Origin of the sequence: Microbacterium testaceum (assembly GCF_001476285.1) — a bacterium.
Classification (GTDB): domain Bacteria; phylum Actinomycetota; class Actinomycetes; order Actinomycetales; family Microbacteriaceae; genus Microbacterium; species Microbacterium testaceum_B.
The window spans coordinates 1-25,902 of sequence record NZ_LDRU01000085.1 but is presented as its reverse complement, the minus strand read 5'-3'; the positions used below and the strand labels follow the sequence as shown (position 1 = coordinate 25,902).

24 protein-coding genes are annotated in these 25,902 nt (G+C 70.1%); 18 read left to right on the top strand and 6 right to left on the bottom strand.

The features are described from left to right. Positions 1-92: 92 nt before the first annotated feature. Positions 93-1,025 (bottom strand): phosphoribosylaminoimidazolesuccinocarboxamide synthase, encoded by a 933-nt coding sequence (locus NS283_RS14305; RefSeq protein WP_058597530.1) that lies wholly within the window; start codon positions 1,023-1,025, stop codon positions 93-95. A 111-nt stretch (positions 1,026-1,136) separates the two neighbouring features. On the opposite strand from NS283_RS14305, the gene NS283_RS14300 reads away from it, so the two are divergent. The 7 genes from NS283_RS14300 (at position 1,137) to NS283_RS14270 (ending at position 10,053) form a co-directional block, all read left to right on the top strand. Beyond that, entirely contained in the window at positions 1,137-2,885 is a 1,749-nt protein-coding gene (locus NS283_RS14300; protein WP_058597529.1) for a BCCT family transporter, read from the top strand. A gap of 289 nt (positions 2,886-3,174) precedes the next feature. Then, positions 3,175-3,798, top strand: a complete 624-nt coding sequence (locus tag NS283_RS14295) for a PadR family transcriptional regulator (protein ID WP_058597528.1) — start codon at positions 3,175-3,177, stop codon at positions 3,796-3,798. Continuing rightward, positions 3,795-5,348 (top strand): DHA2 family efflux MFS transporter permease subunit, encoded by a 1,554-nt coding sequence (locus NS283_RS14290; RefSeq protein WP_058597527.1) that lies wholly within the window; start codon positions 3,795-3,797, stop codon positions 5,346-5,348. The genes NS283_RS14295 and NS283_RS14290 overlap by 4 nt, the downstream gene beginning before the upstream one ends. 169 nt (positions 5,349-5,517) lie before the next feature. After that, positions 5,518-7,161 (top strand): sensor histidine kinase, encoded by a 1,644-nt coding sequence (locus NS283_RS14285; RefSeq protein WP_058597526.1) that lies wholly within the window; start codon positions 5,518-5,520, stop codon positions 7,159-7,161. A 293-nt stretch (positions 7,162-7,454) separates the two neighbouring features. Next, complete coding sequence (locus NS283_RS14280) at positions 7,455-8,093, top strand: hypothetical protein (protein ID WP_058597525.1); 639 nt, start codon at positions 7,455-7,457, stop codon at positions 8,091-8,093. Between the two features lie 10 nt (positions 8,094-8,103). After that, positions 8,104-8,733, top strand: a complete 630-nt coding sequence (locus NS283_RS14275; protein WP_193752691.1) for a TetR/AcrR family transcriptional regulator — start codon at positions 8,104-8,106, stop codon at positions 8,731-8,733. A gap of 33 nt (positions 8,734-8,766) precedes the next feature. Then, entirely contained in the window at positions 8,767-10,053 is a 1,287-nt protein-coding gene (locus tag NS283_RS14270) for a glycosyltransferase (protein ID WP_058597523.1), read from the top strand. Between the two features lie 217 nt (positions 10,054-10,270). Here NS283_RS14270 and NS283_RS14265 read toward each other — a convergent pair whose 3' ends face one another. Beyond that, positions 10,271-11,233 carry a LacI family DNA-binding transcriptional regulator gene (locus NS283_RS14265; RefSeq protein ID WP_058597522.1) on the bottom strand — a complete coding sequence of 321 codons (963 nt, stop codon included), beginning with the start codon at positions 11,231-11,233 and terminating at the stop codon, positions 10,271-10,273. A gap of 88 nt (positions 11,234-11,321) precedes the next feature. On the opposite strand from NS283_RS14265, the gene NS283_RS14260 reads away from it, so the two are divergent. The 6 genes from NS283_RS14260 to NS283_RS14235 all read left to right on the top strand — a co-directional run bounded on the left by NS283_RS14260 (position 11,322) and on the right by NS283_RS14235 (position 18,256). Continuing rightward, entirely contained in the window at positions 11,322-12,845 is a 1,524-nt protein-coding gene (locus NS283_RS14260) for a mannitol dehydrogenase family protein (protein ID WP_058597521.1), read from the top strand. A 42-nt stretch (positions 12,846-12,887) separates the two neighbouring features. Beyond that, positions 12,888-13,892 carry a zinc-binding dehydrogenase gene (locus NS283_RS14255; protein WP_058597520.1) on the top strand — a complete coding sequence of 335 codons (1,005 nt, stop codon included), beginning with the start codon at positions 12,888-12,890 and terminating at the stop codon, positions 13,890-13,892. A gap of 48 nt (positions 13,893-13,940) precedes the next feature. Continuing rightward, the gene (locus NS283_RS14250) at positions 13,941-15,341 is read left to right on the top strand and encodes an MFS transporter (RefSeq protein ID WP_058597519.1); all 1,401 of its coding nucleotides are present in this window, start codon (positions 13,941-13,943) and stop codon (positions 15,339-15,341) included. Between the two features lie 146 nt (positions 15,342-15,487). Next, entirely contained in the window at positions 15,488-16,714 is a 1,227-nt protein-coding gene (gene manD, locus NS283_RS14245) for a D-mannonate dehydratase ManD (RefSeq protein ID WP_058597518.1), read from the top strand. Next, on the top strand, positions 16,704-17,327 hold the full coding sequence (locus NS283_RS14240) for a bifunctional 4-hydroxy-2-oxoglutarate aldolase/2-dehydro-3-deoxy-phosphogluconate aldolase (RefSeq protein WP_058597517.1): 624 nt from the start codon (positions 16,704-16,706) through the stop codon (positions 17,325-17,327). The genes manD and NS283_RS14240 overlap by 11 nt, the downstream gene beginning before the upstream one ends. Continuing rightward, a complete protein-coding gene (locus NS283_RS14235; RefSeq protein ID WP_058597556.1) occupies positions 17,324-18,256 on the top strand; it encodes a sugar kinase in 933 nt (310 codons plus the stop codon). Before NS283_RS14240 ends, NS283_RS14235 begins: the two co-directional genes overlap by 4 nt. 13 nt (positions 18,257-18,269) lie before the next feature. On the opposite strand, the gene NS283_RS14230 is transcribed toward NS283_RS14235, so the two are convergent. The 3 genes from NS283_RS14230 to NS283_RS18740 are packed head-to-tail and all read right to left on the bottom strand — an operon-like array spanning position 18,270 to position 20,087. Next, positions 18,270-18,611: a TfoX/Sxy family protein gene (locus NS283_RS14230; protein ID WP_058597516.1), complete on the bottom strand. Its 342-nt coding sequence runs from the start codon at positions 18,609-18,611 to the stop codon at positions 18,270-18,272. A gap of 22 nt (positions 18,612-18,633) precedes the next feature. Next, entirely contained in the window at positions 18,634-19,905 is a 1,272-nt protein-coding gene (gene purD / locus NS283_RS14225; RefSeq protein WP_058597515.1) for a phosphoribosylamine--glycine ligase, read from the bottom strand. After that, the gene (locus tag NS283_RS18740) at positions 19,902-20,087 is read right to left on the bottom strand and encodes a hypothetical protein (RefSeq protein WP_153003378.1); all 186 of its coding nucleotides are present in this window, start codon (positions 20,085-20,087) and stop codon (positions 19,902-19,904) included. The genes purD and NS283_RS18740 overlap by 4 nt, the downstream gene beginning before the upstream one ends. On the opposite strand from NS283_RS18740, the gene NS283_RS14220 reads away from it, so the two are divergent. The 5 genes from NS283_RS14220 to NS283_RS14200 all read left to right on the top strand — a co-directional run bounded on the left by NS283_RS14220 (position 20,086) and on the right by NS283_RS14200 (position 25,215). Next, positions 20,086-20,442 (top strand): sterol carrier family protein, encoded by a 357-nt coding sequence (locus NS283_RS14220; protein WP_058597514.1) that lies wholly within the window; start codon positions 20,086-20,088, stop codon positions 20,440-20,442. The genes NS283_RS18740 and NS283_RS14220 overlap by 2 nt on opposite strands. Before the next feature lie 398 nt (positions 20,443-20,840). Next, a complete protein-coding gene (locus NS283_RS14215; RefSeq protein WP_206542562.1) occupies positions 20,841-21,761 on the top strand; it encodes a 3-oxoacyl-ACP synthase III family protein in 921 nt (306 codons plus the stop codon). Positions 21,762-21,773: 12 nt separating this feature from the next. Beyond that, complete coding sequence (locus NS283_RS14210) at positions 21,774-22,472, top strand: ABC transporter ATP-binding protein (protein WP_058597513.1); 699 nt, start codon at positions 21,774-21,776, stop codon at positions 22,470-22,472. Then, positions 22,469-24,730 (top strand): ABC transporter permease, encoded by a 2,262-nt coding sequence (locus NS283_RS14205; RefSeq protein WP_058597512.1) that lies wholly within the window; start codon positions 22,469-22,471, stop codon positions 24,728-24,730. Before NS283_RS14210 ends, NS283_RS14205 begins: the two co-directional genes overlap by 4 nt. A gap of 149 nt (positions 24,731-24,879) precedes the next feature. Then, entirely contained in the window at positions 24,880-25,215 is a 336-nt protein-coding gene (locus NS283_RS14200) for a hypothetical protein (protein WP_058597511.1), read from the top strand. A gap of 3 nt (positions 25,216-25,218) precedes the next feature. On the opposite strand, the gene NS283_RS14195 is transcribed toward NS283_RS14200, so the two are convergent. Beyond that, positions 25,219-25,830 carry a hypothetical protein gene (locus NS283_RS14195; RefSeq protein ID WP_058597510.1) on the bottom strand — a complete coding sequence of 204 codons (612 nt, stop codon included), beginning with the start codon at positions 25,828-25,830 and terminating at the stop codon, positions 25,219-25,221. Positions 25,831-25,902 lie beyond the last annotated feature (72 nt).

The following is a 25,902-nucleotide window of genomic DNA, read 5'->3' as shown; positions in this document are numbered from 1 at the left end:
GGCCGGTGCTCGGGCTCGGCGCGCGGTGCTCGGGGGGCGCATGCGGCGAGGAGGGAGCGGTGGCTGAGCTCGTCGAAGCCTCCGCGGGCGGGTCAGGATGCCGTCAGCAGACGCAGGAGTTCGGCGTAACGCTCGCGCGTCCGCTCGACGATCTCGGACGGGAGCACGGGCGGCTCGCCCTGCTTGTCCCAGTTCGCCGCGAGCCAGTCGCGGACGATCTGCTTGTCGAAGCTCGCCATCCGCTCGGCCGGAGTGGTCCCCGTGCGCCAGGACTCGGCATCCCAGTATCGAGACGAGTCCGACGTCAGCACCTCGTCGGCCAGGGTCAGCACGCCCTGGGCGTCGAAGCCGAACTCGAACTTCGTGTCGGCGAGGATCAGCCCACGCGCCTCGGCGGTCGCCGCCGCGCGGCGGTAGATCTCGAGCGACAGGTCGCGCAGCGCCGCGGCGGTCTCGGCGCCGACGATCTCGACCGACCGCTCGAACGTGATGTTCTCGTCATGCTCGCCCATCGGCGCCTTGAACGCCGGAGTGTAGAGCGGCTCCGGCAGGCGGTCGCCGTCGTTCAGGCCCTCGGGGAGAGGGATGCCACAGACCGTTCCCGCCGTGCGGTACTCCGCCCAGCCCGAGCCGGTGAGATACCCGCGAACGACGCACTCGATCGGCTGCATGTCGAGCGAGCGGACCAGCATGGCGCGTCCGCGCACGGCATCCGGGATCAGCTCCACCGCGTCGTCGCCCGCGAGCACGTGGTCGGCAGCGAGGTGATTCGGGATGCCACGCCCTCCGTCGCCGCCGGCGAGCTGGTCGAACCACCACAGGCTCAGGGTCGTCAGCAGCACGCCCTTGTCGGGGATGCCGGGGGAGAGCACGTGGTCGAATGCGCTCACGCGGTCGCTCGCGACCACGAGGAGGTGGGTGGGCGCGGCGTCGTCGGCGGTGTCGGCGGGAACGTAGAGGTCGCGCACCTTGCCGGAGTAGACGTGGCGCCAGCCGGCGAGATCGGCGGGGGGAGCGGAGGTCACCCGCTCATTATTGCGGGTGTGGACGCTCCGCACCGGCGCGGATTGTGCCACACCGCGCTTCGCGGCGCCTGCCCCCCGGCACGCGGGACGCCGCTGACTACCGTTGATGGAATGACCGAGGCAGCCCCCGATACCGCGGTGAACATCGATCCCCATCTCGGTAGTCGTCACAAGACCATTCGCGGATGGGTGTTCTGGCCCGCCGCGGCCATCGCTCTGGCGTTCATCGCCTTCGCGCTGTTCTTCCCCGCCGCGGCCGAGGCCACATTCGACACCGTGCAGACGGCGATCGTCTCGACCTTCAACTGGTACTACGTGCTGATCGCGGCGTTCTTCGTCGTCTTCGCCCTCGCGATGGGCTTCAGCCGCTTCGGCAACATCAAGCTCGGTCAGGACGACGACGAGCCCGAGTTCTCGACGATGTCGTGGTTCTCGCTGCTGTTCGCCGCGGGCATGGGCATCGGCCTGGTGTTCTACGGCGTGAGCGAGCCGCTCAGCCACTTCGTCTCGCCCCGCCCCGGCGTCACGGGCACCCCCGCAGAGCTCGCGCAGCAGGCCATGTCGCAGACCTTCCTGCACTGGGGCGTGCACGCGTGGTCGATCTACGTCGTGCTGGGACTCGCGCTCGCCTACGCCTTCCACCGTCGCAAGCGTCCGCGCACCATCCGGTGGGCGCTGGAGCCGATCCTCGGTGCCCGCCTCGTGCAGGGCGGCTGGGGCAACGCGGTCGATGTCGCCGCCCTCGTCGGAACGCTCTTCGGCGTCGCGACGTCCCTCGGTCTCGGCGTCCTCCAGATCAGCGCGGGCCTGGACTTCCTCGGGGTCGTGTCGCCCAACATCGTCAGCCAGGCGATCATCATCGGCGTCATCACCGGCTTGGTGCTCTTCTCTCTGCTGTCGGGCGTCGGCAAGGGCATGAAGTGGCTGTCGAACATCAACCTCGTCCTCGCCGGGGTCCTGATGCTCTTCCTGCTCTTCGTCGGTCCCACCGAGTTCCTGCTCCGCGACGTCGTGCAGTCGATCGGCAACTACATCCAGAGCTTCGTCGGCCTGTCCTTCACGGTCAGCGCCTACGCGGGTGACGACGGCGTGGCGTGGCAGGGCGCCTGGACGGCCTTCTACTGGGGTTGGTGGATCTCGTGGGCTCCCTTCGTCGGAATCTTCATCGCGCGCATCTCGCGCGGTCGCACCGTTCGCGAGTTCGTCGTCGGGGTCATCCTGGTGCCCACGCTCGTCGGCATCCTGTGGTTCACCGTCCTCGGCGGCACCGCGATCTACGGTGAGCTGACCGGCACGGCGTCGTACACCGGTGCCGATGGGTCGGTCGACGTCTCGACGGCACTGTTCCAGATGCTCGAGGGTGTTCCGGGCTCCGTCGTGCTGATCGTCGGCTTCCTCATCCTCATCGCCGTGTTCTTCGTGACCTCCGCCGACTCCGGCGCGCTCGTGATGAGCATGATCGCGACCGGCGGCGAGGAGGAGCCGAAGAACTGGGTCCGCGTGTTCTTCGCCCTCGCCACCGCCGTCATCGCGTTCGCCCTGCTCATCGCGGGCGGGCTCACCGCCCTGCAGACCGCGGCGATCAGCATCGCCCTTCCCTTCAGCATCGTGCTGCTCGCGATCTGCTGGGCGACGGTGACGGCCTTCCGTCGCGAGATGCGCGCGTACGACAAGGCCGAGCGGGCGCAGCTGCGCGACGCGATCGGCGAGCACTACGGTCTCGAGGTCGAGGAGCCCAATCAACGCGGCATCTTCGGCATCCCGGTGCGCTGGGTGCGCCGCGCGGTACCGACCGCCGCGGCGCGGTCTTCCGCGCCTTCGGCCGAGACGCCTCCGTCGGCCCCGCCGGCCGACTCGTAGCGCGTTCGCGCGACGTCCGCGCTCACCCCTCCGCGGTCCCGCGCCTTGTCGGGCCGTTCAGTGTCCAAAACACCCGGACGCTTCGGAATTCCGTCCGGGTGTTTTGGACACTCGGCGCTGCGCTCGGGTGCGGGTGCGGGTGCGGGTGCGGGCGCGGATGCGGGTGCGGGTGCGGGCGCGGATGCGGGCGTGGGCATGGGCGCGCGGTGCTGGTGCGCGGGCTCGCGCGGCGGCGCGAATGAGCGTATAGTCCACGTGGACTAGTCAGCACGGACCATGAGGAGGACGGATGCCAGACGCCAGCCGCCTCACCCCGATCGCCGTCATGATCCTCGCCACCCTGCGCGAGGCCGACATGCACACCTACGAGCTCGTGCGCCTGCTGAAAGAGCGCCGCGACGACCGGCTCGTCCCGCTGCAGAAGGGGACCATCTACCACACGGTCGCTCGTCTCGAACGGGACGGCCTGCTCGCCGAGGTGGGCGTCGACCGCGAGGGGAACCGTCCCGAGCGCACCACGTACACGCTTCTGGATGCCGGTCGCCAGGCCGTCGAGGACTGGGTCCGCGCCGAGCTGCCACAGATCGACCGTCAGAGCGACTTCCGCGTCGCCCTCTCCGAAGCACACAACCTCGAGCGCGACGAGGTCGTCACCCTGCTCGACCAGCGCCGCACGATGCTCGAAGCCTCCATCGCAGAGCATCGCGCCGGTCTCGAGTCCGCCGCCGATCGCGACACTCCCGAGCAATTCCTGGTCGAGCTGCAGCGCCAGGCTGCTCTGCTCGACGCCGAACTCGCGTGGCAGGACTCGCTGCGCGCGCGTCTCGTCGATCGCACCCTGCCCTGGGGCGTCGCCGAGATCCCCGAACACATCAAGAACAAGCACCGCGTCTCGAGGGAGACATTCGCATGACCGACGCCCGCGCCGCCTCGACGGCATCCACCCGAACCGGGTCGCACAAGACCCACGAACGCAGCCCCTGGCCCGCCCTCTGGGCGCTCGTCATCGGCTTCTTCATGATCCTCGTCGACACCACGATCGTCTCGGTCGCGAACCCCGCGATCAAGGCGGCTCTCGACCCGGACACCAACAACCTCGACAACGTCGTGTGGGTCACCAGCGCCTACCTGCTGACCTACGCCGTGCCGCTGCTCATCACCGGGCGCCTCGGCGACCGCTTCGGTCCGAAGAACATCTACCTGACGGGCCTCGCGATCTTCACGCTCGCCTCGCTGGCGTGCGGTCTCGCTCCCTCGCTCGAGGTGCTGATCGTCGCTCGTGCGGTTCAGGGCCTGGGGGCCGCGCTCATGACGCCGCAGACGATGGCCGTGATCACGCGTACCTTCCCGCCGCAGAACCGCGGTGCGGCCATGGGGCTGTGGGGCGCCACCGCCGGGGTCGCGACCCTCGTCGGGCCGCTCGCGGGCGGTCTGCTCGTCGACGGCCTCGGATGGGAGTGGATCTTCTTCATCAACATCCCCGTCGGCATCATCGGTTTCGTCGCCGCGATGATCCTCGTCCCGCAGCTTCCGCGGACGGCGCACAAGTTCGACATCCTCGGCGTCGTGCTCAGCGCGATCGGTCTGTTCCTCATCGTCTTCGGTCTGCAGGAGGGGGAGCACTACTCGTGGGCGGCGTGGATCTGGGGGATGGTCGCCGCGGGTGTCGTCGTCATGGCGCTGTTCGTCTGGACGCAGGCGCGCAGCAAGGGGGAGCCCCTCGTGCCGCTCGACCTCTTCCGCGACCGCAACTTCTCGGTCGCGAACCTCGCCATCGCCGCGGTCGGTTTCACCGTGACGAGCATGGCTCTGCCGCAGATGTTCTACCTGCAGCTCGCGCGCGGCCTCACCCCGACCGAGTCGGCCCTGCTGCTCGTGCCGCTCGCGATCCTCTCGGGCGTGCTCGCTCCGTTCGCCGGCAAGCTCCTCGACCGCACCGACCCGCGCTTCCTGCTCGTGCCGGGGCTGCTGCTCGTCGGCGGATCGCTCGGCATCTACGTCGCGCTCATTCTGAACGATGCCCCGATCTGGGCTTTCCTCATCCCGTCCGCGCTGATGGGGGTCGGGAACGCCGGAATGTGGGGTCCGCTCGCGACCACCGCGACGCGCAACCTGCCGCCGCGCCAGGCGGGCGCCGGCGCCGGCATCTACAACACGACCCGGACCGTCGGATCGGTCATCGGCTCGGCATCCATCGCCGCCTTCATGCAGGCGCGCCTCGAGGCGAACCTGCCCGGGGCAGCGGATGCCTCGGCCTCTTTCGGCGGCGGGGCTTTGCCGCCGCAGGTGGTCGGCGGCTTCTCGCAGGCGATGGGGCAGTCGCTCGTCCTGCCGATCATCGTGATCGGTGTGGGTCTCGTCGCCGTGTTGTTCATGCGTCGGCCGGCGATGATCCGCCCTCACGGTGCGCCGCGTGACGCGGCTTCCGCCGCGAAACCCGCGAACGCAGCGGCGAGCCAGTAGCGCTCGCTCCGGAACGCCGCCGTCTCCCCCGGGGATGGCGGCGTTCCGCGTCTGTCGGGCCCTACGCGCCCGCGTTGGCTGTGGGGGGAGATGCGCGTCCGATATCATACGTTTCGTTTCCCGGCTGTCCCACACGTTCCACCGGCCCGAGAGCAGGTGCAAGCGACCCGTGCACATCGTCGATCTGCGGAGTTCCCCGAGAGGCCGTCGTGTCGTCTTCGCGCGGACGCAGCTTCCCTTCGTGCTCGGGCTCGTCTACGTCGCCGTCGTCGTCGCGATCGTCGATCTGCCCACCCTCGTCGAGACGATCTCGATCGCTGGGTTCTCCGTCGGCATCGTCGCGACCGTCCTTGCCAGGCTGGTCCCGTGGGAACGATTTCCGCCGGCATGGTTGCTGGCGGTGGCGGTGCTCGACATCGTCGCCGTGGCCTTCGTGCGCGCCGAGGTCGTCGAGGTGCTCCCCGGTGTCACTCTGTTGGCGATCTTCCCCATGGCCTGGGCCGCGTACTCGTTCGACTGGGTCGGAGTCGCCCTCGCGATTCTCGGTTCCGTGTTCATCGTCGCCTTCCGTTTCTTCTACGAGGGTGCTCCGCCGCAGTCCGCCGCGGAGTGGGCGAACACCGTCACTCTGCCTCTGGGAATCGTCGCGTTCGCGGTGACCGCGTTCCTCGCTGCACGGAGGCTGAAGCGTCGTGAGGGCCAGCTTGCGCAAGCGACTCGTGCACAGCTGCGGGCCTTGTCGGAGGCTCAGGATGCCGAAGCTCTCGTGACAGGGATCCTCGACACCGTGGAGGCGGGCGTGGCATTCTTCGACGCGGACGGTCGTCTCGGAGTCGCCAACGCGGCCGCTCGGACGATGGCGACTGCGGCCGGCTTCCGTCTCGACGAGCCCCCCTACGCGGGAGAGAACGTGCTCGCCGCGGACCGCCTCACGCGGATTCCTCCCGAGGAGCAGTTCATCCCGCGCGCACTCCAAGGGGAGATCTTCCGCGGACACCTCGCCTGGCTCGGGCCGCCCGATGCGCAGATGGCCGTTCTCGCCTCCTCGAACCAGCTTCGCAGGCCGGACGGTTCCGTCCAGGGCACCGTCGTCGTCGCGCACGACGTCACCGACCTCGCCGACGCCATCGAGGTGCGCGAGCAGTTCCTCCGGACCGTCTCGCACGAGTTGCGCACGCCCCTCACCAGCGTGACCGGCTTCCTCGCCCTCATCGACGATGCCGTCGGCCACGAGGACCCGAAACTGCGGCAATACATCGACGTCGTCAACCGTCGCGCCGGCGACCTCCTCGACCGCATCACCGACCTCGTGTCGGCGACCGCCTGCGACCGTGACCTCCGTTTCTCCGACGTTGACATCGGGGAGATCGTGGATGCCGCAGCCCGGCGCATCGCGAAGCTCGCCGACGCGCGCTCGACGCCCGTGCGCGTCGCGCACGCCGCCCGCGTTCAGGTGCGCGCGGACCGCGATCGCCTGGAGGAGGCTGTCGCCGAGATCCTGACGAACGCCGTGAAGTTCGGCGAGCCGGAATCGCCTGTGTCCGTGTCCTGCTGTGCGCACGATGATCGCGTCCGGTTGACGGTGTCGAACGGGGGAGTCGGGCTCTCGCACGCTGAGCAGCGCCGAGTCTTCGACCGCTTCTACCGCACGGCCCACGCGCGCTCGCGCGCCGTCCAGGGGTATGGCCTGGGGCTGACGAGAGTGCGCGCGATCGTCAACGCGCACGAGGGGCGCGTGCACATCGAGAGTGATCCGGGCGAGCGGACGACGGTGACGCTGGAGCTTCCCGTCGTCGTTCCCGGGGCGCGCTGATCCGGCGGGATCTACCTCGGGCCTCACGGGGTCCCCGGCCGGCCACCCCCGCGCGCCCACAGGCGTGATCCGCTGTGGCGTGCGGATCAAAAATCGCTTATACGACAATATTGTGAAAGTGCGCGTCAGCGCGTCGACTCGCAGTCCTGCGAGGTTTCACCCTTGTCGCACTCGTGCCTGACCGTGGTTCGCCTCAAGGTGGGCTTCCCGTATTGGTCTATATGGCTATATGGTGAATTACCAGAGCGGGACATCTCATACGTTCTCCGCCTTGCCTCTCGAAGGAGCTACCCATGAGCGCTACCGTCACTGCCGTCCGTTCGTCTCCCGAGAGTGTTTCGGGCCGCGCGTGGCCCCGGGGCGCCGGCATCCTGATCCTCACCGGAGGTGTGCTGCTGACCGCTGCCACCGCCCTCGAGGTCGGAACCGACGTATCCTCCGAACCGGGGCCCGCCGCCGCATTCTGGGTGCTGTTCCTCGCAAGCACCCTCGCCCACGTCGCGGCAATGTTCCCTCTCGCCCTCGGCCGCGGTGACGGTCAGGGCGCTGTGGGCCCGTCGGTCGTCGGCAAGATCGCCTTGCTCGGCTTCGGCGCCTTCTTCCTCGCGAACCAGAGCCTCTACCTGCTCGCCGCGTACCTGCTGCCGACCGCGGAGCCCACCGACGGCGCGATGGCCTTCCTCTTCGGGATGAGCGCTGTCCAGGGCGTGCTGCTGCTCGTCGGGGGCATCGTCATCGCGCGCGCACGGGTGCTCACCGGCCCCGCGCGGTGGGCGATGCTCGTGCTGGCGATCATCGGCTTCGCGCTCGGTGCCGTCATCAACGCGAGCTCGATCGAGGCCCTGACGAACACGATGTACTTCGTGTCCACGGGCGCGCAGATCATCGCGGGGCTGCTCATCGCCCGGACCGCCGTCGCCGCAGCGAAGTAGCGTGTGGGACGTGCCCCGCAGCTATCAGTCCCCCAAACGGCAGGCAGAGGCCGCCGCCACGCGCGCGAACATCGTCGACACGGCGGGCCGGCTCTTCGTCCGTGACGGCTACGTCGCCACCACCATCAAGGCGATCGCCGCCGAGGCGGGGGTGTCGATCCCGACGGTGCACCTGAACGGCCCCAAGCATGCTCTGCTGATCGCCGCCTTCGAGCGGACCTTCGCGGGTGACGAGGGGCGGCACTCGCTCACCGAGCGTCCCGCGCTCGTCGAGATCATGAGTGAGCCCGATACCGATACGGCGATCGGTCGGTACGTCGACTTCCTCATCGAGGCGAATCAGCGATCGGCGGCGATCGTCCGGGCCATGCTCGCTGCGGCCGACAGTGACGCGGAGGTGCGTTCCGCCTACCTCGAGCTGGAGATGCGGCGTCACCGCGACATGACGATCGGGGCCGGGTGGTTCCTGCAGCGCGAACGTATCCGCGTCGACCAGGTCGCCATCGCCGCCGACGTGCTCGGCCTCATCACGGGACCCGATCCCTGGACGCACTTCATCGTCGCCCGCGGATGGGACCTCGCCACGTATCGGTCGTGGCTCACAGCGCAACTCATCCACCTCGCCGACAATCTCGCGTGAACGCGCGGCGGGGACGTCCGGAAAGAACGGGAAATGACCCCCTCCGCCCTCATCTGCAGCATGCCCGCCGTCGGTCACGTCGGCCCGCTCCTCGTCGTCGCCACTGAACTGCAGCGTCGCGGGTGGGACGTACGCCTGCTCACCGGTGCCCGATACCGATCGATGGTCGAGGCGGCCGGCATCCGATTCCTCCCCCTTCCGCCCGAGGCCGACACGCTCGACGACATCGGAACGGGCGACGACGTGCGCGAGCGGGGACTCGCGACGATCAACCGCGGTGTCGAGCGGGCGTTCCTCGATCCCGCCGGCCCCGCGGCGGCCACCCTGGAGCACGTCCTCGCGGAAGAACCGGTCGATGTCGTGCTGCACGACATGCTCTTCCTGGGGGTGCAGACCCTCTTCGGGCGACCGCGCTCCGAGCGTCCCCTCACCGTCATGTGCGGAATCACCGCCGCGGGATTCTCGAGTCGCGATACCCCGCCTTACGGTCTCGGCATCACGCCCCTGCGTCAGCCGGTGCTGAACCGTCTGCGCAATCGGGTCCTCGGCGTGACGGCGAAGGCCGTGCTGCGGCCGGTCCATCGGTCGCTGGACCTCTTCCTCGCCGGTGTCGGGGCGCCACCCCTGAACGGCGCGTTCTTCATGGACGTGCTCTCGCGCAGCGACCTGCTCGCGCAGTTCACGGTCGAAGAGTTCGAGTACCCCCGCACGGACGCCCCCGACAACCTGCGCTTCTACGGCCCCATGGCGACGGCGGCCGCCCGACCGACGCCGGCACCGGCATGGTTCGACGAGCTCGACCCGGCCCTCCCACTCGTGCACGTCACGCAGGGCACCGTCGCCAACACCGACTACCGCGAGGTGATCGAGCCCACCTTCACTGCCCTGGCGGATCTGCCCGTCCAGGTCGCCGTGACAACGGGCGGGCGCGCCGTCGAGACGCTCCCGCCTCTGCCGGCGAACGCCTTCGCAGCGAGCTACCTGCCGTACGACGAACTGCTCGCCCGCACGAGCGTGCTCGTGACCAACGGCGGGTACGGCGGGCTCCACCACGCGATGCGCCACGGCGTGCCGATCGTCATCGCCGGCGACTCCGAAGACAAGGTCGAGACCTCGGCCCGTGTTCAGCACGCCGGAGTGGGCGTGAACCTGCGCACGGGTCGCCCGACTCCGGATGCCATCCGCTCGGCCGTCCAACGGATCCTCGGCGACCCGCGATACGCGGCCCGCGCGCGAGCGATCGGCGACGCGATCGAGGCCGCTCCGGGCGCGGCGGGTCTCGTCGACGACGTGGAGGCGATGGTCGCCGCCCGCGGCTGATCCGCGCCGCGCGCGCCTCGTCGCCCGCCCGCCGCGGCGGTGGACTCGCGGTACCGTCGTGCGGAGTTCGTGGTGAAACGCCGGGGTGGCGGCATCCGGGGTCGGCGTGTCGGGTGTGGAGTCCGCGTGACGGCCCACGGCCCACTGCCCGCGGCCCGCAGCCCGTGGCCCACGGCGCCCGGGCTCGTGTCGCTCCGGTCGGACGAAACTCCCGCCGCTAGCCGCGCGGGGGTGCCGTCGAGCCGCGCACGATCAGTTCCGACGGCAGGACCGCTGCCTCGTCCGGGGTCGTGCCGGCCATCGACTGCAGCAGGAGCTCGACGGCGAGGGCTCCGGAGCGCGCGATCGGCATGCGCACGGTGGTCAAGCTCGGGGTGACCGCGCCGGCGAGCTCGATGTCGTCGATGCCCACGATGCTCACGTCGTCGGGGCAGACGCGGCCGAGCTCGCTCATCCCCGCCTCGAGGCCCAGGGCCACGAGGTCGTTGTACGCGATCACGGCGGTCGCGCCGCTCGCGACGGCCGCCGCCGCGCTCGCCCGCCCGCCCTGGATCGACGCCGCGTGATTGCTGAGGCGCGTCAGGCGGATGCCGTGCCGTTCGCACGCGCGACCGACGGTGTGCGCGCGCTGGTCGTCGGCCCACGAGCCGTGCGGGCCGGAGGCGTACGCGATGTGCGTGTGACCGAGGGCGGCGAGGTGCTCGACGGCCTGGCTCGGACCCCGGTCGGCGTCCATGATGACGCACGCGACCCCGGGGATGAGGCGGTTGATGACGACGTGCGGGGTATCGCCGATGAGCGCGAGCACGTCCGCCTCGGGCAAGCGCGGGGAGCAGAGCAGCAGGCCGTCGGCCTTGCCCGCAAGTTCGATCGACTCGCGCTCGCGGCGCAGGTCTTCGTCGGCGTCATAGAGCACGATGCGGTGGCGGCCGTGCCACGCCTGCCCCTGGATGGCCTTGAGGAGGGTCGCGTAGACCGGGTTCGCGGCATCCGGAACGACGACCGCGATCGTCCGCGCTCCCGTCGCGACCTGCGAGGTGGTGTAGCCGAGCTCGGCGGCGGCGAGACGCACGCGTTCGAGCGTGGCGGCGGCGAGTCGATCGGGCTCGCCGAAGGCGCGGGAAGCCGTGGCGATGGAGACCCCGGCGTGCCGGGCGACGTCGGTGAGGGTTGCCGCCATTCCTTCTCCTTCGAGCTGTCGTCCCATCATCGTGCATCACGCTGTGTAAACAGTTGACAAGTTTGTACAAACACTGCACACTCCTTGTATGCCGATCATCGACGATCCCTCCGGACCGACCGCGAGCCTTCGACGCGGAGCGCAGGCGTCCGTGGCCGTTCCCGCGGCACCGGGAGCCGCCGGCATCCTCCACCTCGGTCTCGGAAGTTTCCACCGCGCGCACCAGGCGGTCTACACCGCCGCCGCCCTTCGCGCCGAAGGCGGCGACTGGGGCATCATCGGCGTCGCCTCGCGCTCCCGCCGGGTCGTCGACGCCCTGCACGCCCAGGATCACCTCTACTCGGTCGCCACGATCTCGCCCGAGGGAACGACGCTCAGCATCCCGGGCGCCCACACCGACTCGTACGTCGCCGCCGACGATCCGGCCCGAGTGGTCGCCGACCTCGCCGACCCGTCCCTCCGCGTCGTGACGCTCACGGTGACCGAGAACGGATACAGCTTCTCGCCGTCGACGCAGCGCCTCGACGTCACCGATCCGCGGGTGCGCGCCGACCTGCGCGGGGGAGCGCCGAGTTCGACCATCGGTCAGCTCGCCCGCGGGCTCCAGGCGCGCGCCGCGGCCGGTGGCGCGCCGCTCTCGATCCTCAGCTGCGACAACCTGCTGTCCAACGGTTCGCACACCGAGAAGCTCGTCCGCGAGTTCCTGCAGGAGCTTCCGGATGCCGAGGGCGCCGACGTCCTGGCCTACCTCGACAGCGCCGTGACCTTCCCCTCGAGCATGGTGGACCGCATCGTCCCCTCGACCACCGGCGAGTTCACCGACCGTGTCGCTGCGCTGCTGGGCCTGCGGGACGACGCACCCGTCCCGGCCGAGCCGTTCACGATGTGGGCGATCGAAGACCGCTTCGCGGCGGGGCGCCCGGCGTGGGAGGCAGGCGGAGCGGTGTTCACCGATGAGGTCGGTGCGTACGAGCAGCTCAAGGTGCGCCTGCTCAACGGCACCCACTCGCTCATCGCCTACCTCGGCGCGCTGCGGGGCGTTCCGACGATCCCGGATGCCATCGCCTTGGCTGATGTCGAAGCCGCGGCCGCAGCCGTGCTGCGCGGGGAGTACGAGCCCTCGGTCTCGGCCCCGGCCGGTGTCGACATCGAGCAGTACGAGCGCGAACTGTTCGCGCGGTGGGGCAACAGCGCCCTCGGACACCGGACGAGCCAGGTCGGTTCGGACGGATCGGTCAAGCTCGCCCAGCGCATCCCGGGCCCGCTCGCCCACGCCTTCGACCGCGGCGAGTTCCCGCACCTCATCGCGCTGACCGTCGCGGCCTATCTCGCCTGCATCGCCCCTCCGGCCGGGTTCGATCCGGGCCCGCACGCCGCGGCGATGACCGACCCCGCCCGCGAGCGCCTCACCGCGGTGCCCACGCGCGGCGGACGTGACGTCGCGCACCGCGCCATCGTCGATCTGCGGCTGTTCGGCGACGACGTCGCCCACCGCACCGCTTTCGTCGATCGGGTCGGTGACCTCGTCGACACGATCGTTCAGCGTGGCGTCGAGAGCGCCATCGCCGACAGCCTCGCCGCGGCGGGCAGCCTGGCGCGCCCCACCCTCTGACCACCGGGCGCCTTGCGGGGCGCGAGACACGAAGGAGACGCGATGAAGCTTCTCGCGATCCACGGCGCGGAAGACATCCGCTGGGAAGACCGTCCCACCCCCGAGCCGGGTGACGGCGAAGTGCGCCTGCGCGTGCGCTATGTCGGCATCTGCGGATCGGACCTGCACTACTACTTCCACGGCAAGAACGGCGAGTACGCGGTGCGCGAGCCGCTCGTCCCCGGTCACGAACTGTCGGCCGAGGTCGACCTCGACCCCTCCGGCCGCCTCGCGCCGGGGACGCCCGTCACGGTGCACCCCGCGCGCTTCGGTCCGTCCGTTCCGGGGTTGGAGGACCGCCCGCACCTCCGCGCGGGCGGCGACTACCTCGGCAGCGCGGCGGGCTTCCCCCACCGTCAGGGCGGTGCCGCCGAGATGCTCGTCGTCGAGGAGCACATGATCCGCGTCCTCCCCGAGGGGCTCTCCCTGGAGCGTGCCGCGCTCGCCGAGCCCCTGGCCGTCGCGATCCACGCGGCGAGCCTCGCGGGCGACCTGACGGGAAAGCGCGCCCTCGTCATCGGCGCAGGGCCCATCGGTCTGCTCGTCATCGCCGCGGCGGTGAACGCGGGTGCCGCGGTCGTGGGCGCCAGCGACGTGCGCCCCGAGCCCCTCGACCGGGCGCGATCGCTCGGCGCGACCGAGACGTTCCTCGTCGGCACCGACGCGATCGACCCCGAGTCCTTCGACGTCGTGTTCGAGTGCTCGGGCGTGGGCGTCGCGCTGACGCAGGCCGTCCGCGCCGCCCGTCGAGCCGGCACCGTCGTGCAGGTCGGCATGCTCCCCGATTCCGAGATCGGCGTGAACCTCGCCCCGATGCTCGCCAAGGAGCTCACCGTACGCGGCGCGTTCCGCTTCTCGACCGAGATCGACGACGCGATCGCCCTGCTCGCCTCGGCCGACGCCCTCGACGCGGTGGTCTCCCACGTCATCCCCGCCGCCGATGCGGTCGCCGCGTTCGCCACGGCGCGCGACTCGTCGGCATCCGCCAAGGTCCTTCTCTCGCTCTGACCCGCCACTCGACTGCACCACCCGTCATCACTACGAAGGAGTAATCCGATGAGCAGTTCTTCCGCCCCCGGCGTCGACGCCTCGACGCCTCCGCCCGTCGCCAAGCGGTCGGTCGGCGACCTCGCCCGCGCCGCCGTCTCGGGTTGGCTCGGCACCGCACTGGAGTTCATGGACTTCCAGCTGTACTCGCTGGCCGCCGCCCTCGTCTTCAGCCAGATCTTCTTCGCCGGGGGCGACGCCGCGATGGCGGTCGTGCTCGCGATGGCGACCTACGGCGTGGGGTACGTGGCCCGTCCGGTCGGCGCGTTCGTCTTCGCCCGCATCGGCGACAAGATCGGCCGCAAGCAGGTGCTGTTCTACACGATCCTGCTCATGGGGGCGGCGACCACGCTGATCGGCGTGCTGCCCACATACGAGCAGGTCGGCATCCTGGCCCCGATCCTCCTCGTGATCCTGCGCCTGGCCCAGGGCTTCGGCGCGGGCGCCGAGATCTCGGGTGCGGGCGTCATGCTCGCCGAGTACGCCCCCGACAACCGCCGCGGCATCGTCGCCTCGCTGGTCGCCCTCGGCACGAACTGCGGAACGCTCTTCGCCTCCGGCATCTGGGCAATCCTGCTCGCCGTGATGATGGAGAGCGACGTCATCGCGTGGGGTTGGCGGATCCCCTTCATCGGCAGCGCCGTCATCATGCTCTTCGCGCTCTGGGTGCGCTTCAACCTCAAGGAGAGCCCGGTCTTCGAGGAGCGCACCGATGTCGTCGACGGCAAGGCGCTCTCGCGCGCCGAGCTGCACAAGGTCGCCACCGAGACCAACGACATCCGCACGCTCGAGTCGCTGCAGAAGAAGCCGCTCAAGGCCGTGCTCGTGTCGTTCTTCCTGCGCTTCGGCCAGGCGGGCAACTCCGGCATCGTGCAGACCTACCTCATCTCGTTCATCACGATCACGCTCGCCATCTCCAAGGAGGTCGGACCCGAGATCGTCATCGTCTCGTCGCTGATCGGCTTCGTCACGATCCCTGTCGTCGGCTTCCTCGGCGACAAGTTCGGCCGCCGTCGCATGTACATCGTCATGTCGGCGCTGTCTCTGCTGCTCATCGTGCCGACGCTGCTGCTGATCAACTCCCGCGAGGTGGGCTGGATCTTCGTCGGCTACGCGCTGATCCACAACATCTCGGTGCTGGGTCTGGCATCCATGGAGAACATCTCGATCCCCGAGATCTTCGGTGCCCGCAACCGTTACACCCTCACCGCGGTCGTCCGCGAGATCGCGGCGATCATCGCCACCGGTGTCGGCCCGGTCGTCGCCGCCGCGTGGGTGGCCGCCGCCACCGGCAGCATCGTCCCGATCATGGTGCTCATGGGCGTGTTCACCGCCTCGGCGCTGGTCGCCGCGATCGTCGCCCCCGAGTGGACCGGTCGCGACCTGACCGACCCGCGCGCCGCGATGTGAACCGCGGGGCCGCCATCGCGCGGCCCCGCACCCGGCCGCCCACGTTGCGGCCCCGGGCGGACTCGTGACGGCGAGTCCGCCCGGCATCCTCCCCCCTTCGACGAGCCCGGCTCCACCGGCGCGTCCCCTCGACCAGAAAGACCCTCATGAGCATCGCCTCCGTCGACGTCATCGTCACGAGCCCCGGCCGCAACTTCGTCACCCTCAAGGTCACCACCAGCGACGGCGTCGTCGGATGGGGGGATGCCACCCTCAACGGCCGCGAGCTGTCCGTCGCCTCGTACCTCTCCGACCACCTCGCCTCGATGCTGATCGGCCGTGACGAGGACCGCATCGAAGACACGTGGCAGTACCTCTACCGGGGCGCCTACTGGCGGCGGGGACCCGTGACGATGGCCGCGATCGCCGCGGTCGACATGGCGCTGTGGGACATCAAGGCGAAGAAAGCCGGGATGCCGCTGTACCAGCTGCTCGGAGGTGCCAGCCGCGACGGCGTGCGGGTCTACGCCCACGCCTCGGGAACCGACTTCGCCGCCCTGTCGAACGCGATCACCGGGTATCGCGAACTCGGGTTCACGGCCGTTCGCGTGCAGACCGGCGTCCCCGGCCTCGGACAGATCTATGGCGTTTCGTCGACCGGCCCGGGCGTGCGCTACGACTACGAGCCGGCCAAGCGCTCGGGCGACCGGCCGTCCGAGGAGACCTGGGACACGCGCCAGTACCTCAACCACATGCCCGGGGTGTTCGCGCAGATCCGCGAGGAGTTCGGGACCGACCTGCGGATCCTGCACGACGGCCATCACCGCATGACGCCGATCGAGGCCGCGCGTTTCGCGAAGGACATCGAGCCCTACGACCTCTTCTGGCTCGAGGACGCCACCCCCGGCGAGGACCAGACGGCGCTGCGCCTCATCCGTCAGCACTCCACCACGCCGCTCGCCATCGGCGAGGTCTTCAACACCGTGTACGACTACCAGACGCTCATCACCGAGCGCCTGATCGACTACGTCCGCTCGGCCGTCACCCACACGGGCGGCATCACCGCGATGAAGAAGCTCCTCGACTTCGCCGCGATCTACGGCATCCGCTCCGGCATCCACGGTCCCACCGACATCTCGCCCATCGGTATGGCCGCGGCCCTGCACCTCGACCTCGCGATCCACAACTTCGGCATCCAGGAGTACATGCCGCACAACGAGCAGACGCTGGAGGTCTTCCAGACCTCGTTCACCTTCGACAAGGGCTTCCTGCACCCGGGCGACCAGCCCGGTCTCGGCGTCGAGCTCGACGAGGAGGCTGCCGGCACGTTCGAGTACGCCAAGGCCTACCTGCCGGTGAACCGCCTGCTGGATGGGACCGTCCATGACTGGTGAGCTGCCCGCCCGCACGCTCGCGTCGAAGCTCGTCGTCGTCGCCCGCGCCTCGGCGGCGTCGGACTACGCACCCGTCCTCACCGCGCTCGCCGAGGCGGGGGTGCAGAGCGTCGAGCTGACGCTCACGACCCCGGGCACCTTCGACGCCTTCGCTGCCCTGCGCTCGTCGTTCGACGGCGACCTCGGCATCGGCACGGTCACCGACCTCGAGCAGCTCGAGCGCGCGATCGAGGTCGGCGCCGATTACGTCGTCACGCCGATCACCTCTCCCGCGCTCGTGGCGCGGGCGGTGGACGCCGGCATGCCGATCATCCCCGGCGGCCTCACCCCGACCGAGCTGTTCTCGTCGTGGTCGGCGGGCGCGTCGGCGGTGAAGGTGTTCCCGGCGGGCCAGGTCGGCCCCGGCTACCTGAAAGACCTGCGCGGACCGTTCCCCGACATCGCCGTGGTCCCCTCGGGAGGAGTGGATGCCGATTCCGCGGCCGCCTGGCTCGCGGCGGGCGCCGTGGCCGTCAGTGTCGGCGGGCCGCTCCTCGGTGACGCGTTCCGCGGCGGCGATCTCGGCGCGCTGCGCGACCGGGCGCAGCGGTTCGCGGAGGTGTGCGCGTCATGACGCGCGTCGTCACCCTCGGCGAGACCATGGCTCTCGCCCGCACGACCGAGATCGGCTCGTTGCGTCACGCGTCGACGCTCGCGCTCGGCATCGGCGGAGCCGAGAGCAACGTCGCGGTCGGGCTGCAACGCCTCGGCATCGACGCGGCGTGGCTCGGCCGTGTCGGAGACGACCCTCTCGGAGAGCGGATCGCCCGCGAGCTCCGCGGCGAGGGGCTCGACGTTCTCGCGCTCGTCGACGCCGGAGCCCCCACGGGCCTGATGATCAAGGAGCGCCCGTCCGCGGCATCCACCGCTGTGCACTACTACCGCCGCGGATCAGCGGGGTCACGGCTGGCTCCCGATGACTTGCCGGCCGGGTGGATCGAGGATGCCGATCTTCTGCACGTCACCGGCATCACGCCCGTGCTGTCCGACACCGCGCGCTCCACCGTGCTCGCGGCCGTCGAACGGGCACGCGCCGCGGGGATTCCGGTGAGCTTCGACATCAACTACCGTTCGGCGCTCGCCGTCGCCGGGATTGCCGGTCCGGTGCTGCGCGAGATCGCGGAGCGCGCGACGCTCGTGTTCGGGGGCGTCGAGGAGCTCGACCTGCTGGGGCCGGATGCCGCGGCCTCGCTCCTCGCGGCGGGAGTCGCGCAGGTGGTCGTCAAGCGCGGACCCGAGGGTGCCGCCGTCTTCACCCCCGAGGGTCTGACGGAGGCGCTCGGTTTCGTGATCGAGCCGCTCGACACGGTCGGGGCGGGCGATGCGTTCGTCGCCGGCTACCTCAGCGCGTGGCTCGAAGACTCACCCACCGAGGACGCCCTCGTCCGAGGCAACGCGTGCGGAGCGATGGCCTGCCTCGTTCCCGGTGACTGGGAGGCGGCCCCGACGCGTCGCGACCTCGAGCGGTTCCTCGCGGGCGGTGGGGATCCGGTGCGGCGCTGACGCCGCTCGACGCTCAGGGCGTGATCGCGTCGACGAAGACCCGCGCCTCGTCGATCAGGTCGGCCCACGTCGCCGCTCCGGCATCCATCGGCACCTCGACCCACTCGCGCAGGGGTCGACCGCGCATGACCATGGGGCCCGCGCGGCCCTCGACGATGAGCTCGCCCGCGCGCTCCTCCGAGAGCTTCACGACCAGCGAGCCGTTGTGCACGACGAACGCGAACACCTTCGCGCGGACGCGCAGCCCCTCCGTACCGAACATGCGACCGATGTCGATGTCGGGCAGCAGGCACTGCCGCTCCGCGATCGGGTCGAAGACCTCGTGCGCGCGGGCCATGGCATCCCTGTCGACCATGGCCAGAGGGTAGCGGCGCGGGTCAGTCCGCGGCGACCTTCGCGGCGATGTCGGTGCGGTACTGGCCACCCTCGAGGCCGATGCGCTCGAGTCCCGCGTAGGCGGCGGCGCGCGCCTCGCGGAACGTCGACCCCAGGGCGACGACGCTGAGCACGCGCCCACCGGTCGCCGTGAATCCGTTACCGGATGCCGCCGTCGCGGCGTGGGCGAGGTGGACGCCGTCGACCTCGTCGGCGTCGTCGATGCCGGGCAGGGGGCGACCGGTGACCGGTGCCTCGGGGTATCCCTCGCTCGCGAGCACGACCGTCACGGCGGCGGCTTCGGCGAAGGCGGGGCGCGGGCGGTCCTCGAGCGTTCCCGAGGCCGCGGCGAGCAGCAGTTCCGACAGCGGGTCGATGAGGCGGGGGAGCACGACCTGGGTCTCGGGGTCACCGAATCGGGCGTTGAACTCGATGACCTTGATGCCGTTGTCGGTCAGGATGAGGCCGGCGTAGAGGAGTCCGATGAACGGGGTGCCCTCGGCATCCATCTGCCGGATCACGGGCTCCGCGATCTCGCGGGTGACCTGGTCGACGAAATCGGCCTCGCTGCCGAACCGCTCATCGAGCCAGGGCAGCGGCGAGTACGCGCCCATGCCGCCGGTGTTCGGTCCCTCGTCGCCGTCGCGGAGGCGCTTGAAGTCCTGCGCGGGGCTCAACGGGAGCACGTGGTCGCCGTCGCTGAGGAAGAACAGCGACACCTCGGGGCCGGAGAGGAACTCCTCGACCAGCACCGCGCCGGTGGCGAGATAGGTCGTGGCGTGCGCGATCGCGGCCTCGCGGTCGGAGGTGACGATCACTCCCTTGCCCGCGGCGAGTCCGTCGGCCTTGACGACGTAGGGCGCGCCGTACTCGTCGAGCGCGGCTTCGACGGTGGGGAGGTCGGCAGCGCGCACCGCGCGTCCGGTGGGGACGCCCGCGGCATCCATGATCCGCTTCGCGAAGGTCTTCGAGCCCTCGAGCTGCGCGGCGGCCTTGCCCGGACCGAAGACCGGGATGCCGTGCTCGCGCAGGGCGTCGGCGACTCCGGCGACCAGCGGTGCTTCGGGTCCGACGACGACGAGGTCGATCGCCTCGTCCTTCGCGAACGTGAGCACCTCGGCGGGGTCGTTCGCATCGAGCGCGACGAGGTGAGCGTCGCGCGCGATGCCGGCATTGCCCGGGGCGGCGAAGATCGCGTGCGATGCCTCTTCGGAGCGCAGGGCGAGGATGATGGCGTGCTCGCGCGCGCCCGAACCGAGGACCAGGATTCTCACGCGGCCAGCCTACCGAGCGGGCTCTTCGCGCGTGGCGCGCGCACGGCACGGCCGGTGCAGCGGTGGCCCGTGCGGCGGCGGCCCGTGCGGTGCGGGCTGCGCGGCAGGTACGCGCGGTCGCGGTCGTGCGGCGGACGGGCACGCGGCCCGCGCGCGTGCCCCGCGAGTACCGTGGATGCCATGCCCCCACGTCGTATCGAGACCGGCGACGGCCGGGCCGCCCTCGAGGCGGTGGCCGCCGGCGACGCCCCGCGCCCGGCGACGGCGACCGCCGTGCGCTACCTGTTGCAGCTGCTCGCCGAGAAGGCCCCGGGCAACTCCGTCGAGATGCGGGTGCCGCCCTTCGGTGCCGTACAGGTGATCGAGGGGCCCCGTCACACGCGCGGAACCCCGCCCAACGTCGTCGAGACCGACGCCGCCACCTGGATCGCCGTCGCCACGGGCCAGGAGCACTGGACGGATGCCGTCGCCGCCGGCCGCATCGTCGCCTCGGGCGTCCGCGCCGACCTGAGCGCGCTGTTGCCGTTGCGGCCGTAGGGCATGGCGTCGTCGCGCGCGATCGACCCTGACGGGTCCGCCGTTCTGATCTCGGTCCGTCCCGTGTGATCGGCAGAGAACGCTTCACGTCGGAGTGGATGGCCGAGCACTTCGCGGGCTGTGGCGTCGGGCTAATCGGTGGGCGAAACTTCCGAGCAAGAACCTGAGGACCGAAGAGGCACTTCCCACCCGTGTGGCGCTGTGATCCCGTGCCCTCGATCCAGTGCGCGGTCAGGACTCACCCTCCACATCGTGAGCTGCGCTCGTGAGGGGTGGGCGCGGCCCGCGCCAACCTCGGTGAATGCGTCGCGTACGTGGCGCTATCGACTACCGGGGGGCTGCCGATGTCTTTGCTTGCATGCCGTATTTCTGGGACGGGCGTGTCTTTGCCGTCGCGTGTGGTTCACACCGAGGAGGTCGCGCGACTGTGCGGTATCACGACCGAGGAAGCGATCAGACGTTCGGGCGTCGTCACTCGTCGCTGGCTCAGCGACGGAGAGGACCCGCTTGATCTCGGCATCGAAGCCGCGCACCGAGCGCTGAAGTCCGCGAACCTCTCGGTGGCGGACATCGATGTCGTCATCAACGCCTCAGGCACGCCCCTGCAGCCGATTCCCGATGGCGGTTCGATCATCGCGGCTGCGCTCGGTCTGCCGATGGGTGGGTACGCGTACTCGATGCACGGGACGTGTCTCTCCTTTCTCTTCGCGCTGCGCGAAGCGGCATTCCTGGTCAGTTCGGGCCGTGCCCAAAACGTCCTCGTGGTGTCGATGGAGGGCGGCAGTCGAGGGCTGAATTTCGATCAGCTCGAAAGCTCATTACTGATCGGGGACGCTGCGGGCGCGGTGGTCGTCAGCCGACCGGTGAACCCTCAGCAGGGCGTTGTCTCGTCGCAGTTCTTGCTCGATACGAAGGGTGTCCGGTCGGCCGAGATTCGGGGAGGTGGCTCGCGTCTCCCGGCCGGATCTGTCCGGGGGAATGCAACGGACTACCAGTTCGATATGGACGGCATGAAACTCATGGGGGGTGCGCTAAGGGTCCTTCCCCGGTTCCTTGAGAGCATCGAACCGAAGTTGAGCAAGGGGGCGCCGAGCGTCGATAGGGTCGTGCCGCATCAGACCAGCCGCGCGGGCATCGAACTGATGGCGAAGCTGTGGTCGCCCGAGAAGGTCGTCGTCACGCTCCCCGAGCTCGGCAACACGATCGCGGCGAGTATTCCCGTCGCGCTCCACCGGGCGCAGATCGCCGAGGGCGAGCGTCTCCTCCTCGTCGGGACAGGGTCGGGCACGCTCTACGGCGGCGTGATCTACCAGCACTGAAGGACGCAGCAGATGGCATCCGGAACCGGGCTGCGCGCCACGGCGCTGTCGCGCGAGTACGGCACGGGACCGACAAGGGTCATGGCTCTCGATCAGGTCTCCGTGCACCTGCGACCGGGCGGGCTCGCGGCGATAGTCGGACGATCGGGGTCGGGCAAGAGCACGCTGCTGAACGTGCTCGGAGGGATGGACACACCCGACTCTGGTCATGCCGAACTGAACGGCGCCACGTTCACGGGCACGGGCCCGCGAAAGCTCACGGAGTTCCGTCGCGACCGCGTCGGATTCGTGTTCCAGTTCTACAACCTGCTCCCGCAGCTCACGGCCCTCGAGAACGTCGAGCTGGCGCGCCGCCTCCCATCTCGTAAACGCGCGGACGTGCCGACGTCGATCGAACTGCTCGAGCGCGTCGGGCTGCGTGATCGCGCAGGCCATTTTCCTCCGCAGCTGTCGGGCGGCCAGATGCAGCGGGTCTCGATCGCGCGGGCGCTGGCGAAGGGGCCCGACGTGCTGCTGTGCGATGAGCCGACGGGAGCCCTCGACTCGGCATCCGGGGTCGAGGTGATGGCCCTGTTGACGGACGTCGCCCGCGAGGGCCGCACGATCGTGGCGGTGGTCACGCACGACCCCGCGATCCGCGACCTCGCTGATCACATCGTGGCGATGCGCGATGGGCGGGTCGTGGCCGACTCCCGCCCGCCCGTCTCATGAGCGTCCCGGCCCTGCTGCGTCGCAAGCTCATACGCGATCTGCGGATCCGCGCGGCGCAGTTCGGCGCCGTCTTCGTCATGAGCGCGCTGTGCCTCGCCGTCTACGGCGGGCTCGAGGGCGGGTGGCGGGGGATGCAGGTCGAGCAGGAGCGGATGGATGCCGAGGCCCACCTCGCCGACGTCTGGATCACCGCGTCGTCCGTGTCGCCCGAACAGTTCGACGCGCTGCGGGGTCTTTCGGGGGTCTCGGATGCGGAGACGTCGGGTCTCGTCGATGCGACCGTCGTCGATGGTCGAAGCGTCCTCGTCGTAAGCGCGCTGCCGGAACGGATCGACGTCCCGGAATCGGTCGACGGAGGCCTGGACGGTCTCTCGGACGACCAGATCGCTCTCGACGCCGCGTTCGCTTCGGCGCACGCGCTTCGGGTGGGGGACACCGTGCGGCTACGGATCGCGGGGACGGATCACTCCTTCACCGTCGCGGCCTCGGTGCGGGCAGTCGACCGGGTGTCGGATACCGGCGTCGATGGTCTGTACGCGCCTGACCCGGCGGCGTACGGGTATGCCTACGTCTCGCGGCAGCAGATGCAAGCTCTCGGTCCGAGTCGTGTATCCGTTGCCCTGGCGGGCTCGCCTGAGCAGATCATGGCCGAGGCGCCCGGGCTGCTCGGGGCGGAACGCCTGACCATATCCGATCGCTCCTCTCAGCCGGGAGTGGTGGGGTTGACCGACCGCATTCGACAGATCCGCAGTCTGTCTCTGTTGTTCCTCAGCCTGTTCGTCGTGGTCGCGATGCTGGCGATGTTCACCTCGATGCGGCGACTGGTCGACATGCAGCAGCGCGACATCGCGACGCTGAAGGCGCTCGGTGTCACCGACGCGGAGCTGCGACGGCACTACTCCCAGTACGCAGTCGTCGTCGCTCTGGGGGCCTTCGTCGGCTTCGCGTTCGCCCCCGTGCTCTCTCTTTTCGTCCTGGATTCTCAACGGTCGAGCTTCGGATTGATCACCTGGATTCCGGCGTACACCCCCGCGCCTGTGGCGCTGGCGGTCGCTCTGGTCGCGGGTGCGTCGATCGTGTCGGTCGTCGCCACTCGCGCGGCGCGGCGCGCGGAGCCGGCCGCGGCGATGCGCGGAGGGGGCGCGACGGCCCGGCGCGTCTTTCCGCGGCTCCGACGATTGTCGCCGCTGAACGCGTGGGGCCTGCGGGAGATCGCGGTAGCGCGCGGACGACTTCTCACGGCGCTGGCCGCCACGGTGGGCGGGACCACGCTTCTCATCGCGGGATTCGGGATGCCGGATTCCTTGCACCACCAGGTCGCGCGGTCGTTCGAATCGCAATACCTCTTCGACGCGCAGGCGCGGCTCTCTCCGGGCGCGTGGTCGCAGCAGGGTGAGGCCCTGGCATCCGGAATCGCCGACGTCCAGTGGCAGATGACGTTCCTCGCGCCAGGTGACGCTCTGTCAGGGGGAGAAGCCGTGAACGTCCTGTCGGACGGCGACCTCTATCGCCTGTCGGACGCTGACACCGCCGTGGCACTACCCGCCGATGGTGCGCTCGTGAGTATCGCGCTCGCCGACGCGCGCGGGATCGCGCTCGGGGATGAGGTCACGGTGCTTCCGCCTGGCTCCGCGAGGGGCGTCGCCGTCACCGTGCGCGGGGTCACTGACGCGGCGGAGCCGCAGGGACTCTTCCTCTCGCGGTCCGCGTGGGAGCGCGCGGGCGGCGTTTTCGAACCGAACGTGCTGCTTGCAAGGGGGGCTGAGGCCGCCGAGGTCCTCGACGGTCGACCCGGAATCGCGAGCGTCCTGACACACGACGCCCGGCGCGCGAACGCCGAGCAGGTGATCGACGGCCTCGGCGACGTCTTCGCGCTCATCAAAGGGTTTGGGCTGCTGCTGACCATGGTCGTGTTGGTGAACCTGGGCGCTCTGGCATTCGCCGAGCGCACCCGCGATTACGCCACACTCGCGGTGCTGGGAGTGCGTCCGCGCGAGATCCGAGCGCTCCTGCTGCGCGAGAACGTCGCCGTCACCGTCGCCGGTGCGCTCATCGGCATCCCTACCGGCATCGCCTTTCTGTCGGCGTACCTCGCGGTCTTCCGCACGGACCGCATCGTCTACGCACCGGCCGCATCGCCGGCCGCCATCGCGCTGTGCGTCGTCATCGTCGTGGGGTGCGGCCTGAGCGCATCTTTCCTCCTGGCGCGTCGTCTGCGTCGGGTTGACGTGCTGGGGGCGTTGAAGGGCGCTGAGTAGATCCGACCACCTCATTCCCGCTCCACGAGGTGTAAGGCGTCGGCGTGCCGGGTGTGCACGTTGCGCCGCTCGGGGTGGGGCGTCAGTGCTCGCTGCTCGATTGCATCCCGCGCGCCCCGTCTGCGACGCGGTGGTGGGACAATGGAGTCATGGCCGATCAGCCCGCCCCCGAACGACCGTCCTTCTCACGCGATGAGATCGAGACGGCCAGCGTTCGTCGCGCCCCCAAGTACGGCGTTTTCCTGGCCGCGGGCGCGTTCGTCGGCATCCTGGTCGCCCTCATCCTCACGTTCGCGATCGACAGCACCGACGTGAGCCCGTACACGCAGGTCGTGTACTCGCAGCTGCAGGTGTTCGGCTTCACCGCGCTGATCTGCGTCGTCGCCGGTGTGACGGTGGCGGCCATCGTCGCGTTGATCTTCGAGCGCGTCCTCGGTGGACGCACCCGCCAGGTCATCGTCGACCACGAGCAGCACGGCGTCTGACGCTCAGGCGAGCTCCGCGATGATCGGGTGGATCGCGGAGTCGAATGCCGCCACGTCTCCGCGCAGACCGTCGGTCACGGCGACCGTGAGCGAGCCGATCCACCACACTCCGCGCTGAGCCAGCGGCAGGATCTGCACGTTCAGCTCGAACGAGTGCGCGCGACGACCGACGATGCGTTCGTGCGCCGCGATTGCGCTGGCGTAGGCGCGATACGACACCCCCGGCCGTGCCGACGTCTCGCGCGCGTACCGTCCGTGCGCCTGCTGAGCGAAGTCGGTGGCCTCGTCGGCGAAGGGCGACGCGGCGTCGCGCAGGGCCTCCGCGCCCTCGATGGGCAGCGTCACGAGTCCGTCGAAGCCCTCGACCAGTTCGAGCGGGACGGGGGAGGGATGCGCCTGGGGCTCCACCGTCAACGCCCAGTAGGCGCGCCACTGTCTCTCGAGCTCCGACTGCGCGGCATCCGTTCTCGTCGTCTCCGCGGCCGCCGGCACGTGCCGCAGGGAGGGCAGGTCTTCGGGAGACCGGATGCCGAGCACCTGGCGTAGATACAGCGCGACGAGCACCGGCGACCCCGCGTCCTCTCGGATCACCCACTCGGGCTGGCCTGCCGTCATGGCGTCATTGTAGGGACGGGCTCACCCGGGGGCGATGGGCCTTGCGCGGGTGCCGCGGGGCGCGGGGCGGAG

Coding starts and splice junctions, on each gene's coding strand:
- NS283_RS14300 (WP_058597529.1), top strand. CDS start 1,137: ATGACCGAGGCAGCCCCCGATACCGCGGTGAACATCGATCCCCATCTC.
- NS283_RS14295 (WP_058597528.1), top strand. CDS start 3,175: ATGCCAGACGCCAGCCGCCTCACCCCGATCGCCGTCATGATCCTCGCC.
- NS283_RS14290 (WP_058597527.1), top strand. CDS start 3,795: ATGACCGACGCCCGCGCCGCCTCGACGGCATCCACCCGAACCGGGTCG.
- NS283_RS14280 (WP_058597525.1), top strand. CDS start 7,455: ATGAGCGCTACCGTCACTGCCGTCCGTTCGTCTCCCGAGAGTGTTTCG.
- NS283_RS14270 (WP_058597523.1), top strand. CDS start 8,767: ATGACCCCCTCCGCCCTCATCTGCAGCATGCCCGCCGTCGGTCACGTC.
- NS283_RS14265 (WP_058597522.1), bottom strand. CDS start 11,233: ATGGCGGCAACCCTCACCGACGTCGCCCGGCACGCCGGGGTCTCCATC.
- NS283_RS14260 (WP_058597521.1), top strand. CDS start 11,322: ATGCCGATCATCGACGATCCCTCCGGACCGACCGCGAGCCTTCGACGC.
- NS283_RS14255 (WP_058597520.1), top strand. CDS start 12,888: ATGAAGCTTCTCGCGATCCACGGCGCGGAAGACATCCGCTGGGAAGAC.
- NS283_RS14250 (WP_058597519.1), top strand. CDS start 13,941: ATGAGCAGTTCTTCCGCCCCCGGCGTCGACGCCTCGACGCCTCCGCCC.
- manD (WP_058597518.1), top strand. CDS start 15,488: ATGAGCATCGCCTCCGTCGACGTCATCGTCACGAGCCCCGGCCGCAAC.
- NS283_RS14240 (WP_058597517.1), top strand. CDS start 16,704: ATGACTGGTGAGCTGCCCGCCCGCACGCTCGCGTCGAAGCTCGTCGTC.
- NS283_RS14235 (WP_058597556.1), top strand. CDS start 17,324: ATGACGCGCGTCGTCACCCTCGGCGAGACCATGGCTCTCGCCCGCACG.
- NS283_RS14230 (WP_058597516.1), bottom strand. CDS start 18,611: ATGGTCGACAGGGATGCCATGGCCCGCGCGCACGAGGTCTTCGACCCG.
- NS283_RS14220 (WP_058597514.1), top strand. CDS start 20,086: ATGCCCCCACGTCGTATCGAGACCGGCGACGGCCGGGCCGCCCTCGAG.
- NS283_RS18740 (WP_153003378.1), bottom strand. CDS start 20,087: ATGGCATCCACGGTACTCGCGGGGCACGCGCGCGGGCCGCGTGCCCGT.
- NS283_RS14210 (WP_058597513.1), top strand. CDS start 21,774: ATGGCATCCGGAACCGGGCTGCGCGCCACGGCGCTGTCGCGCGAGTAC.
- NS283_RS14205 (WP_058597512.1), top strand. CDS start 22,469: ATGAGCGTCCCGGCCCTGCTGCGTCGCAAGCTCATACGCGATCTGCGG.
- NS283_RS14200 (WP_058597511.1), top strand. CDS start 24,880: ATGGCCGATCAGCCCGCCCCCGAACGACCGTCCTTCTCACGCGATGAG.
- NS283_RS14195 (WP_058597510.1), bottom strand. CDS start 25,830: ATGACGGCAGGCCAGCCCGAGTGGGTGATCCGAGAGGACGCGGGGTCG.